The organism is Acidimicrobiia bacterium (assembly GCA_029210695.1).
Lineage (GTDB): Bacteria > Actinomycetota > Acidimicrobiia > Spongiisociales > JAHEDJ01 > JAHEDJ01.
In genome coordinates, this window is the sequence record JARGFH010000083.1 from 1 (window position 1) to 12,112 (window position 12,112).

Genomic DNA, 12,112 nt, shown 5'->3' on the forward strand with positions numbered 1-12,112 from the left:
ACCGCCTGGGCCCACCGCCAGACAACACGAGACAAAGCCGCCGCTTGACAAGATACAACCCTGGGGTGTCTAGCCGGTCGGCAATTGGCAATTGGTCATTCGCAATGGTGACATGAGTCACCGAATGCAGACTTCCGAGTTCTACTACGACCTTCCCGACGCGGCAATTGCACAGACGCCGGTCGAGCCGCGTCACGCGGCCAGGCTGCTGGACACTCGCGATATGGCAGACCATGTGTTTTCCGAGGTGCCGTTGATGCTCGCAGGCGGCGATCTGGTTGTTGTGAACCGGACCAGAGTGCGGGCAGCTCGCTTGCGCGGGTTCAAGGTCGAGACCGGCGGGGCGGTAGAAGTGCTGCTGCTCTCCAGGGACGAAGCCATCTGGGAGGCGCTGATCCGACCGGCCAGGAGAGTTCGGCCCGGCCAGCTCCTGGAGTTCCCACCGGGCCTGAAGGCGATTGTGTGCACGGCACCGGTCGAGGGTCGATGTACGATCGAGTTCCTTGATGTGCGCGAGAGCCAACTCGAATCGCTCATCGAAGGTGCCGGAGAGATCCCCTTGCCGCCGTACATCCACACGCCTCTCCAGGATCCGGGCCGCTATCAGACCGTCTATGCGGGGGACCTAGGATCGGCGGCGGCTCCTACTGCCGGTCTGCACTTCAGCGAGCAGGTGCTGGAAGGACTCAGCCGACGGGGGGTCGGGCTCGCCTATGTAGATCTACGCGTAGGTCTCGACACTTTCCGACCGATCTCCGCCGATCGGATCGACCAGCATCACATGCACAGCGAGCGGGTCACCGTTCCCGAAGAGACCGGCTCGGCCATCAGCGCTACCCGCCGGCGGGGCGGTAGGGTCGTGGCGGTCGGTACCACTGTTGTTCGGTCTTTGGAGTCGGCAGTTGACCGGGAGGGCCGGGTGCGACCGTTCGACGGTTCGACAGATCTATTCATCAAGCCCGGCTATTCGTTTCGAGCCATCGACGGGTTGATCACGAACTTCCATGTGCCTGGTTCAACGCTCGTTGTTCTCGTTGCCGCGCTGCTCGGCAACCGGTGGCGTCTCGCGTACGAGACCGCCCTACGACGCGGGTATCGATTCCTCTCGTTCGGGGATGCCATGTACGCGGAGGTCGAGCGACGATGACTGGGGCCGTTCAGTTCTCGATCTCGGCCACGAGCGGCACCGCTCGCCGCGGAACCCTCACGACGCCCCACGGCGAAGTGGTCACGCCGGGATTCATGCCGGTCGGAACCCGGGCGTCGGTTCGAACTCTCGATTCGCAGGATCTGAGGTCGCTCGGAGTGGAAATGGTCCTCGCCAACACCTACCACCTGATGCTGCGGCCGGGAGCAGAACTCATCGATCGGCTGGGTGGGCTGCATGGCTTCATGGCGTGGAACGGGCCGATCCTCACCGATTCCGGTGGGTATCAGATCTTCTCGCTCGGTCCGAAGATCGACGAGGACGGAGCTTCGTTTCGGTCAACGTACGACGGATCACCCGTACGACTCAGTCCGGAGGAAGCGGTCCGAATCCAGGAACACCTCGGCCCCGACATCGCAATGGTGCTCGACGAATGCATAGGGCTGCCTGCACCACGATCCGAAGTGCAGGCGGCGATGGAGCGCACCCTTCGCTGGGCCGAGCGGGCTCTCGAAGCTCATACGCGCCCAGACCAGGCGCTGTTCGGCATCGTCCAGGGCGGTACCGATGAGGAGCTGCGGGCCGCCAGCGCCAGAGCGACGGAGGCCCTCGGTTTTCCCGGCTTCGGCATTGGGGGTCTGTCGGTGGGGGAGTCACCCGATGACCGGAATCGGGCGCTGGAAGCGGCCTTCTCCGAGTTGCCCGACCGCAAGATCAGATATGTGATGGGGTTGGGTGATGCAGATGGGGTATTGGACGCCGTCCAGCGCGGTGCCGATCTCTTCGATTGCGTGTGGCCGACCCGTCTCGCCAGGCACGGCAAGGTATTGACACTCGACGGAGACTTCAACATCCGGCGGGCCGAAAACGCCGAAGCAGGCGGCCCGATTCACCCCGAGTGTGGGTGCACCACTTGTGCGCGATACAGCCGCGCCTACCTGCGACATCTGGTAGTTACCGGGGAACTGGCAGCGCACCGGTTGCTGACGATTCACAATCTCCACTTCACCCTCAACCTCCTCAGAGATGCCGGGGAGGCCATTCGCGCCGACTCGTTTACCGCGTTTCGGGAGAGCGTGTCGGAGCGTCGTGCGTTTTCCGATACCGTGGGTCGTGGCTAGCATCTGGCCGGAGCCCGCTCCCGCGGGCCATCTTCGTGGAGAACAACGTGATTCTTGCCCAAGCTTCAGAGACCTCGACAAGTTCAATACCGACGCTGATCATGTTCCTGTTCCTCGGCGTGGTCTTCTACCTGATGATCGTGCGACCGCAACGATCTCGCATGCGGAAGCAAGCGGAATTAGCGGATTCGCTGGAGATCGGCGACCAGGTTCAAACCGTCGGAGGCATCTTCGGATCGGTTCGCCGGATTGACGAAGACGGTGTCGTCCTCGAGGTTGAGAACGGCTCACTCAAGTTCAGCAAACGCGCAATAGCCACGAAAGTCAATCAAGACTGATGTCGAAGCGCGCGGTCACGATGTTGGTGATCCTGGCGGTCGCCTGGGGAGGTCTCGCGCTGGCGCTGACCAACGACATGGCGCCCAAGCTGGGACTCGATCTCAAGGGAGGAACGTCGGTCATCCTGCGCGCGCCCGAGGGGACCGATTCGGACGTTCTCGCCAAAGCGGTTGAGGTGATGCGGAGTCGCATCGAGGCAATCGGCGGGGTCCAGGAGCCGGAGATCCAGGTCTCCGGTGACCGCAACGTCCTTATCCAACTTCCCGGTGTGACCAACCAGGAGCAAGCGCTCAGCGTGATCGGCCAAACCGGCCAGCTGTCATTCCGGCCGGTGCTCGCAGAGCGAACGGCCGGAGATCCGTTCGCCGGGTTGCTGGACACGACGACCACGACAAACCCGACCCCCACTTCGACCACTGCTCCGGCAGACGACAGTACGACGACCTCTTCATCGACGACGACCTCGTCATCCACCACGACAACGACCACTACCACCACTCTCCCCGGTATCGACCCAGACTCCGGTCTGACCATTGCCGACGACCCAACCCAACCGGGCTGGCTGGCGCAGTACGCCGAAGACGGGACGATCGCCGAGGTCCTGCTCGTCGGCGGAACCGATCTGATGGGCGATCAGGTCGACGAGGCGCTGCCATTCTTCGACCCCACCGAGAATCGTTGGGTGGTCCAACTGGGTCTGGATTCCACCGGCGCCGATGCCTTCGAAGCGATGACGAAACAGGCCGCTCAATACGGCCTGTACATCGACCCGCAGCGTCGTATCGCCATCGTGCTCGACGGTGAAATCATGTCCGCACCATGGGTGACCCCCGATGAGGGCATCGCCGGCGGCACCGCCATCATCAGCGTTGGATCCCAGCAGGAGGCACAGGACCTGTCCGTCGTGCTTCGATACGGTTCGCTCCCGATTTCCTTCGAGCGTCTGGATGTGAAGAAGGTCTCCGCCACGCTCGGTTCGGACTCCCTGCAGGCCGGCCTCGTGGCCGGGTTGGGCGGGCTGATTCTGGTGGCGATCGCGGTCGTGTTCTACTACCGGGTTCTCGGTCTCGTGACTGTGCTCGGGATCTCCGTGTTCGGGAGCCTGCTGATCGCCACGATCGGTACTCTCGGACGGGTGCAAGGGTTGACGCTGACGCTGTCCGGAGTCACCGGCATCATCGTGTCGATCGGCATCACCGCCGACTCCTACATCGTCTTCTTCGAACGAATCAAGGAGGAAATTCGCGAGGGTCGGTCGCTGCTCCTCGCCGTCGACGAAGGATTCGCACGGGCGTTCCGTACGATTCTCACCGCAGACACGGTCTCATTCATGGGCGCGTTCCTGCTGTATGCGCTGGCAATCGGCCCCGTCAAGGGATTCGCCCTCTCCCTGGGCATCGCAACCGTCGTCGATGTCATCGTTGCCTACTTCTTCACGAGGAACGTCGTCGGGATCCTTGCCCGCACGGGATTCGGCGAAGGTGGTTGGTTCTCGATCCGCGGCGCTACGGGAGTGGCCCTGGAGGGGAGCACGTCATGAGTACGTTCTCGCGGCTGTACCGGGCTGATACTTCTTTCGATTTCGTCGGCAATGCAAGGCGGTGGCTCATCATCTCAGGGACGATCGTCTTCGTCTCCCTGGCCGGTTTCGTGATCCGCGGACTCAATCTCAATGTGGACTTCGAGGGCGGCGTCATCGTGCAGGTCGCCAACGAAACGAACGCCACGGTGGCCGACATGCGGGCGGCGCTGACCGCGATAGGCCTCGGCGATGCCCGAATCGAGTTCCTGGACTCGCTCGACGGAGCGACTGCCTTTCGTGTACGGACGCCCGCACTCGATGAGGCGCTAGAGAGCGAACTCGTGCACACCGTTGCCGACACCGGCGGCGTCGGTATCGAAGAGACCGACGTTGAGGCGGTCGGGCCGACCTTCGGAGCGGAGATCACGGCACGAGCCATCCAGGCTCTAGTCGTATTCCTGGTGGTCGTGGCGCTCTTCATCGCCTGGCGTTTCGAGTGGAAGATGGCCATGGCCGGGCTTACGGCACTGTTCCACGATCTGATTATCACCTTTGGTGTCTACGCCCTGGTCGGATTCGAGGTGACCCCGGCAACGGTGGTGGCGGTGTTGACGATTCTCGGCTACTCCCTCTACGACACGGTGGTGGTCTTTGACAAGGTCACTGAGAACGTCGAGTCGTGGAGCGACAGCCACACGTACACGGAAATCGTCAACAGGGCCATGAATCAGGTGTTGATGCGCTCCATCAACACGTCTCTGACGAGTCTCTTGCCCGTGGGCTCCCTCCTGTTCGTCGGTTCCTATCTCCTCGGCGCCGCCACCTTGCGTGAGTTCGCGTTGGCGTTGTTCGTGGGAATCGCTGCCGGAACCTATTCGTCCATCTTCGTCGCCTCGCCGCTGCTTGCCGTGTGGAAAGAGAAGGAAGACTATTGGCAGTTGCATCGTCGACGCCTGGAAGGGCGCCGCGAAGCCAAGCTCACCAAGGCGTCGGCCGGCCGGACTTCCGCGCCGCGAGCAGCGCGACCGCCGACGGTGGGTGGAGTCACGCCGAGGCCGCCAAAGAAGCGCAAGAAGCGCTAGCGCACGTACCAGTACCTACTGGCTCGGTGACACGACTTCCGCTCGAGTCTCACGTATGCATGATCCTGGTACCCTCCGACCGTGATTGAAAGCATGCTTCGTTCGCTCATTCGGGATGTTCCCGACTTCCCAGAGCCGGGAGTCATCTTCAAGGACATCACGCCGGCACTGGGAAATGCCGGCGCCCTCGTTGACATCGTTGAGGCGCTCGCCGCTCCCTACATGAATCAGGGGATAACGAAGGTGGCCGGGATCGAGTCACGCGGTTTCATCCTCGCCGCCCCGGTCGCCATGGCGCTGGGAGCCGGGTTCGTCCCGTTGCGCAAGCCGGGCAAACTTCCATACGAAGTCGTGCGAGAAGAGTATTCCTTGGAGTACGGTATCGACGCGCTCGAGATGCACATCGATGCAGTGGAAGCCGCTGATCGGGTCCTGGTGGTCGACGACGTGATTGCCACCGGGGGCACCGCGGCCGCCGCCACCCGACTTCTGAATCGTCCCGGTGCGCATATCGTCGGGATGATCGTCTTGGTCGAGTTGACGTTCCTCAACGGTCGGGAGGCGCTCAATGGACTTCCCATGCGCGCGCTCGTGACGTATGGCGACTGAGGCCGAGCCTCGCACCGACGAAGCTCTCGTCGCAGAAGTCGATCCGATTGTCCGCGTGTTCTCGAAGACCCACCGGGATGTGGACGTAGAACCGATCATCCGTGCCTACGACGTTGCTCACAGGCAGCATATGGGCCAGTTCCGCATGTCGGGCGAGCCCTATATCACCCATCCGCTCGCCGTTGCCCTGGTGCTGGCTGAGTACGGCCTGGATCGCGACACGATCGTCGCCGGGATCCTGCACGATACGGTCGAGGACACCGATCTAACGCTCGATGAGGTAACGAAAGCCTTTGGCTCCGACGTTGCTGCCCTCATCGACGGTGTAACCAAACTCGATCGGGTACGTTTCGATTCCAGAGAGGTGGCCCAGGCGGCCACCATCCGCAAGATGGTCGTTGCCATGGCGCAGGATCTGCGGGTGCTGCTAATCAAACTGACCGATCGCCTACACAATCTGCGAACGATCGATCCACTGTCACCTGAAAAGCAGCAGCGCATCGCCACCGAGTCGCTCGAGGTGTACGCGCCACTAGCCCACCGGCTCGGGGTGCAGGAGATCAAGCACGAGATGGAAGACCGTTGCTTCCAGATCCTCATGCCGGGCCGCTATACGGAGATCGAAGAACAGATCCAGCACAGGGCGCCGCAGCGTGAGGCGTTCATCGAAGAGGCTGTTGAGGCGGTACGTGGCACGCTGGCGGAGTCGGAAATCGGCGCGATCGTCACCGGACGCCCGAAGCACTTCTACTCGATCTACCGGAAGATGGTGACCACCGGGCAACCGTTCGAAGAGATCCATGACCTGATCGGTATCCGGATCATCACCGAGAACGTTCGTGACTGCTATGGAGCGCTGGGCCTGATCCACACCATGTGGCCCCCGGTTCACGGACGGTTCAAAGACTACATCGCTATGCCCAAGTTCAACCTCTATCAGAGCCTGCATACGACCGTGATCGGCCCAGGCGGGAAACCACTCGAGGTGCAGATCCGCTCTAGCGAGATGCACGAGCGGGCCGAGTACGGCATCGCCGCCCACTGGCGCTACAAGGAGGGGGCCGGCTCGGACCTTCCCTGGATGGCCGATCTCAGAATGCTTCAGGAGGACCACGACGATCCGGAGGAGTTCCTCACCCACCTCAAGCTCGACTTGTACGAAGACGAGGTGTTTGTGCTCACGCCGAAAGGCCAGGTCAAGACCTTGCCGCGTGGTTCGACGCCTATCGATTTCGCCTACTCGATCCACACGGAAGTCGGTCATCGATGTTCCGGTGCCAAGGTCAACGGCAGACTCGTCCCGCTCGACACCCGTTTGGAGTCGGGCGACATAGTTGAGGTGATGACCTCGAAGGCGACCGAGGCGGGTCCGAGTCGTGACTGGATGAAGATCGTTCGCACGTCGCGGGCCAAGGCGAAGATCCGTCAATGGTTCTCAAAGGAACGGCGCGATGCGGCACTGGGGGAGGGTCGGGACAAGATTGCCGCCCTCCTCAAGAAGGAGAACTTGGGACTCAATGCGGCCGATCGTGATCGAGCGCTCAAGTTGGTCGCCCAGGACTTAGGTCATGCCGAACTCGACAGCCTGTACGTGGCGGTAGGTGAGGGAGGAAGCAGCGCATCCGCCGTAGTGCACAGAGTCCTTCGGCTGGTTCGACCTGAAGAGTCACTCGATGAAGACCTGCTCGCCCCGCCGAAACCGCGCAGCGAGATCCGGACCGGCCCGGGGATCATCGTCGAGGGACTGGACGACGTGTGGGTCCGCGTCGCCCGCTGCTGCGCGCCCGTGCCCGGCGATGACATCGTCGGTTTTGTCACCGTCGGCAGAGGCGTGTCGGTTCATCGTTCCGATTGCACGAACATCGTGGCGATGGGAGAACGCCGGGAACGGATGATCGAAGTCGCCTGGGCTCCCGAGCGAGTAGGGACGTTTGCGGTGTGGGTCCAGGTCGAGGCTCTCGATCGTTCCGGACTGCTCCGCGATGTCACCACCGCCGTCTCGGATCTCGGGGGAAACATCACGGCCTCGTCTTCGGCCACGGGTCGAGACCGGGTCGCCGTCCTCCGGTACGAGGTCGAGCTCTCTGATCCTGCTCAGGTCGAACGGCTGGTGGAGGACCTGCGCGGCGTTGAGGGCGTATACGACGCGTATCGCCTGGTCCCCGGAGGTTCCGATCGGTAACTAGTCCTCAGGCGGCAGGCGCAGATGACCCGACGGAGTCCTCAAGAGTCACGGCCGTCAATCCGATAACCAGGGCATGGAAGCTTTCCGCTCTCTATGGCGTCGCGATGGCGAGGCAGGTTTCAGCATTCTGGAATCGGTGGTCGCCCTCGTAATCGTATTCGGGTCAATGCTGGTCTTGTTTCGTTCCCTGGACAGTTCGATCCGGGTGGTGAACGAGAGCAGACGGCAGACGGCCGCCATAGCCCTCGCTTCCGAGTTGCTCGAACGGGCCCGCTCGCTCGAATGGGACAACGTCGGCTTGACCGGCGCTAGCAACGATGCCGACTGTCCTACGCCGGTCCCCGCAGACGGTGTAAGCGGTGTCGCCTGTGCCGACTGGGCCACAGAGTTCGGCGTCACGCCGGACGGCTTGGGCGGGTACTTGTTCGAAGGGGAGCGGATTGTCTTTGCCAACGGTCCCACCTTTGACCCGTTTCTCTCGTTCAACGATCAACAGTTGCGTGACAACGTCACCTACGATCGATTCCTCTTCGTCACCCAGCAGACCGATGTCGCCGGTGAGGAGCGCTACCGCAAGATCACTGCCATCGTTCAATGGGACCCGCCCAACGGTTTCCGTCGGGAGATCCGCCAGGTCACCTACGCCTCGGCATTCGAAGCCCCGCCCAGCCCGGTGCTGGATGCCAACGTCGACTTCTTCGGCGGGGCGGTTTCGATCACCGGCTACATGGGGGGAACTTCAGGATGGTTGGACGCCGCCTACGAGCGTCCGCTGCTGATCGACGGCACGTTCTTCCGGGGACCCACCGCGCACGCCCGAGCCACGACGGACTACGTGTCGGCGGCAGACATCGAAGTCAGCTCACCGTCCAGCGAGTGGGTATGGGACGGCGCAGTTGCCGCGTTCCGCAGCAGGATTGATGCAGACGTCTTCACTCTGGCCTCGGATGACCACTTCGGCACCTCCGCCCCGCCGTCTCCGGCCGACACGGTCAACCTGGACCTCGTGCGCTGGCAGGCTCCGGGTGTAGTACCGTCGCCGCCCAACTACATGCTGTTCGGCCTCGAATGGTCGGATGGTGGTGCTGCGCAGAACACCGAAGTGATCAAGGCGGTTGCTCACGCCCAGGACGCGTCCGACGGTCTGCCACTGGTCGAACTCGACGTGAATGGTGCCGGGAGCTTCGGGTTCGGAACTCCCGAATATGGAGCGGCTTTGGCGGCGTCCTACGGAGAGTCCATCGGCTCCTATGACTTCATCCCCGTACACTACGGACGCCTGACGTCCGGCACTGCGCTCGACTACGACGCCAGGATCGATCGGTTCTCCACGACCGACGCTTCCCGCAAGATCGACACGACCTTCAGCCTGGCGTCCCAGGAGGTCTTGTTCCTCTACGACACGGTCCTCGCCAAGAACAGCACCAAGTTCGAGGGGTGGATGAAGGTCGTTTTGCCGTCGGTGTCCGGATCGCTGTCGGCCGGTGAGGCGGCGCTCGCTCCGAGTCTGGTAACCGGCAACGTCACGATCAACGTCTGGGACACCGTGACCAATAACTACGTGACCATCTTCGGGCCGACCAACCTGGCCTCGATGGGGGCGATCCCGCCTGTCGTGAGCTCCACGGCGCCTCTGGTACTGACACCCGGTTCGACGGCAGGTATCCTGAACTGGCCGGACATCTTTGAACAGGTCACGATCGAAGAGCTCAGCGTCAACAATCCCGTTCTCAACCAGGATTTCTACCTAGCGGGAGCCACCGCCGGCGCTCAGATTCAGGTTCCCCCCATTGTGACGGGAACGATTCACTACTACGCCGAGGACACCAAGCTGGCGAGAGTGCTGTTCGACTACACCCTGGTGTTCCAGCTGCCCGGCGTCACCGCCAGTTCCGCCTACATCAACCCGGATCTCTAGATGCACCTCATTCGCCTTCACCGAGCCGACGATGGGGTGACGCTCACCGAGTTGATGGTGGCTCTGTTCCTCATGGTCATTGTGGCGGCAGTGTTCCTTCCGACGATGATCAGCGGAATGAACGCCACGGGGCAAATCACGAATGTGGCCAGGAGCAACGACAACGGCCGTCTGGCTCTCCAACGAATCGACCGGGAATTGCGCGCTGCGGAAGTGATCTGTACACCGGCGCCGGGAGATGCTCCCGGCGATACGCTCAGACTCATCACGCGGGCATACACGGCCGCCAGCACGCCAACCGGTACCCGGGACATCACCTACAGCCTCAACGGTACCAATCTCGAGAAATCGACCGACGGGGGAGCGACATGGACGCCTGTGGTGGAAGGCGTCGTGAATGCCACAGTGGTCGATGACGATTACAACACCGCTCACACGTTGCCGGTAGGCACCATTGGTGTTCCACTCTTCACCAACGATCAAGAAGCCGGCTATCCGAGTTATGGCAAGGTGATCACGGTTCGTTTGTGGCTCGATGAGTCCGCAACAGACCACATCAGTCCAATCCTGCTGACCACAGAACTGTCGGGGCGGAACATCTGGGTTCCCAATGGGCCGGGCTGTTGAGGGGAGGAGTCATGATGCGCTTGTTCAACAGAGAAGACGGCATCGGGATCGTAACTGCACTCATGGTTGCGTTCATCGTGTTCTCACTGGGTGCCGTGTGGTACTCGGTATCGGTCCATGAACTCGACGAGACTACCTACGATCATCACCGGACGACTGCACTGCATGTGGCCGATGCCGGGGTCCGGCAGGCTATGTATGAGCTGTCTCAGACGACCCTCAAGAACCAGCCGTACTGGACCGGGAACGGGACCGATCTCGGTGGGGATTGTGCCATCGAGAGTGTGACCAGCATCGAGGACGGGGTGACCCGCCAACTCGGGCAGTACTGGGTGGACGTTTCGGATGCGACACCGGCCAACCTCAACGACCACCGGTACTTCGTGGAGTCGTGGGGTTGGGGCCGGGACACTTCGTCCCGCCAGCTGAGCATGCGCAAGATCGAGCAAGAGGTCGAGATAGTGATCAAGCGTGGTTTTGTCTACGCCCTCTTCGCGGCTTCCGGTGGTGTGGCCGCCGGCAACCAGAAGACGATTTACGGTGATGTGTACTCGGCGGCCGACGTGACGATCACCAACCACACGGAGATTTGGGCGAATGATCCAGGTTTTGCCGGTGACGGGGACCTGACCACATCCGGTCAACTGACGATTCCGAGTGGATCCAACCTGATCATTGAGGGGAATGTGATGGCAGGGACTCACCTTCAGGATGACAACCCGGGCTCCGTGTACGGAGGTGATGTCACGGTGGCGGCCGGCGACGCCTTCTTCACCAAGGCGACGGTGGTGGGCAAGGTGAGCCTCTTCGGCAACGTCCTGGCCGGCTCGGACCTCACCGCAGGCTCGCTCGGCCAGAACCTGGTTACGCTGGAACCGGTGGTTGCCGATCCGCTACCCGACTTCGACTGGAACAAGATCACGGCGACCTACGGCGGACCCCACAGCTTCAACGGTGTCCCGGCCGGTGGGCCCGTGTATGAGTGGTCGACCTGGAACAGCTTCGATCTCTGGTACAAGGCGAATAGCGGCAACCTCAAAGGATGGCATCGCGTCACCGACGCCGGTTCGTACACGTGGCGTCTCGCGCAGGGGGCTGGATCAACGTTCACCGACGACTTCATGCTGGTGTTCGACGGTCAGTTGACCGTCGACGGCAGTTCGAATATCGACCCCACCCAGGCTCCCATCACAGTGACGCTCGTTGGGTATCAGGCCAGTTCCGATTTGCAGTTCGGGAAGAACCTCTCTTCGAGCGACGATCAGCGATGGGTCATGTATTCGAAAGGCTCCGTCGGCGCCAAGAACCTGGCCACCATCTACGGGGTGGTCTACGGTGAAACGGACAACTCGGTCAACCACCTCGAGGTGCACTTCCGGCCTCCAAACAGCGATCTGGGTTTCATCTGGGGGACCGAGCGTCGTGTTATTGCCCGCCCGTTCGTCTGGCGTGAGGTTCCTGAGGACCCGACGCCGTGCACCTTGCCCTAGGTGGCTGCCGAAAAAGTGGCTTTCGGTGAGGTTGGTTGGCGGCGGGCCAGTCGTGGGTGATGCCGGAGACCA

10 protein-coding genes are annotated in these 12,112 nt (G+C 62.0%); all 10 read left to right on the forward strand.

Annotation, left to right across the window (positions count from 1 at the left end):
* Positions 1-124: 124 nt before the first annotated feature.
* Complete coding sequence (gene queA, locus P1T08_17020; GenBank protein MDF1597784.1) at positions 125-1,147, forward strand: tRNA preQ1(34) S-adenosylmethionine ribosyltransferase-isomerase QueA; 1,023 nt, start codon at positions 125-127, stop codon at positions 1,145-1,147.
* Entirely contained in the window at positions 1,144-2,268 is a 1,125-nt protein-coding gene (gene tgt / locus P1T08_17025; GenBank protein MDF1597785.1) for a tRNA guanosine(34) transglycosylase Tgt, read from the forward strand. The genes queA and tgt overlap by 4 nt, the downstream gene beginning before the upstream one ends.
* A 47-nt stretch (positions 2,269-2,315) precedes the next feature.
* Positions 2,316-2,606 carry a preprotein translocase subunit YajC gene (yajC, locus tag P1T08_17030; GenBank protein MDF1597786.1) on the forward strand — a complete coding sequence of 97 codons (291 nt, stop codon included), beginning with the start codon at positions 2,316-2,318 and terminating at the stop codon, positions 2,604-2,606.
* Positions 2,606-4,147 carry a protein translocase subunit SecD gene (gene secD / locus P1T08_17035; GenBank protein MDF1597787.1) on the forward strand — a complete coding sequence of 514 codons (1,542 nt, stop codon included), beginning with the start codon at positions 2,606-2,608 and terminating at the stop codon, positions 4,145-4,147. The genes yajC and secD overlap by 1 nt, the downstream gene beginning before the upstream one ends.
* The gene (secF, locus tag P1T08_17040; GenBank protein ID MDF1597788.1) at positions 4,144-5,211 is read left to right on the forward strand and encodes a protein translocase subunit SecF; all 1,068 of its coding nucleotides are present in this window, start codon (positions 4,144-4,146) and stop codon (positions 5,209-5,211) included. The genes secD and secF overlap by 4 nt, the downstream gene beginning before the upstream one ends.
* 84 nt (positions 5,212-5,295) lie before the next feature.
* Entirely contained in the window at positions 5,296-5,820 is a 525-nt protein-coding gene (locus tag P1T08_17045) for an adenine phosphoribosyltransferase (GenBank protein ID MDF1597789.1), read from the forward strand.
* On the forward strand, positions 5,810-8,002 hold the full coding sequence (locus tag P1T08_17050) for a bifunctional (p)ppGpp synthetase/guanosine-3',5'-bis(diphosphate) 3'-pyrophosphohydrolase (GenBank protein ID MDF1597790.1): 2,193 nt from the start codon (positions 5,810-5,812) through the stop codon (positions 8,000-8,002). Before P1T08_17045 ends, P1T08_17050 begins: the two co-directional genes overlap by 11 nt.
* Before the next feature lie 76 nt (positions 8,003-8,078).
* On the forward strand, positions 8,079-9,923 hold the full coding sequence (locus P1T08_17055; protein MDF1597791.1) for a type II secretion system protein: 1,845 nt from the start codon (positions 8,079-8,081) through the stop codon (positions 9,921-9,923).
* Positions 9,924-10,550 (forward strand): prepilin-type N-terminal cleavage/methylation domain-containing protein, encoded by a 627-nt coding sequence (locus P1T08_17060; protein MDF1597792.1) that lies wholly within the window; start codon positions 9,924-9,926, stop codon positions 10,548-10,550.
* A gap of 11 nt (positions 10,551-10,561) precedes the next feature.
* Entirely contained in the window at positions 10,562-12,040 is a 1,479-nt protein-coding gene (locus P1T08_17065) for a hypothetical protein (GenBank protein ID MDF1597793.1), read from the forward strand.
* Positions 12,041-12,112: the final 72 nt, after the last annotated feature.

What these genes read in the sequence shown, in the direction of transcription:
- P1T08_17065 (MDF1597793.1), top strand. Translation starts at nt 10,562, where the DNA reads ATGATGCGCTTGTTCAACAGAGAAGACGGCATCGGGATCGTAACTGCA.
- P1T08_17050 (MDF1597790.1), top strand. Translation starts at nt 5,810, where the DNA reads ATGGCGACTGAGGCCGAGCCTCGCACCGACGAAGCTCTCGTCGCAGAA.
- queA (MDF1597784.1), top strand. Translation starts at nt 125, where the DNA reads ATGCAGACTTCCGAGTTCTACTACGACCTTCCCGACGCGGCAATTGCA.
- P1T08_17060 (MDF1597792.1), top strand. Translation starts at nt 9,924, where the DNA reads ATGCACCTCATTCGCCTTCACCGAGCCGACGATGGGGTGACGCTCACC.
- P1T08_17055 (MDF1597791.1), top strand. Translation starts at nt 8,079, where the DNA reads ATGGAAGCTTTCCGCTCTCTATGGCGTCGCGATGGCGAGGCAGGTTTC.
- secD (MDF1597787.1), top strand. Translation starts at nt 2,606, where the DNA reads ATGTCGAAGCGCGCGGTCACGATGTTGGTGATCCTGGCGGTCGCCTGG.
- tgt (MDF1597785.1), top strand. Translation starts at nt 1,144, where the DNA reads ATGACTGGGGCCGTTCAGTTCTCGATCTCGGCCACGAGCGGCACCGCT.
- secF (MDF1597788.1), top strand. Translation starts at nt 4,144, where the DNA reads ATGAGTACGTTCTCGCGGCTGTACCGGGCTGATACTTCTTTCGATTTC.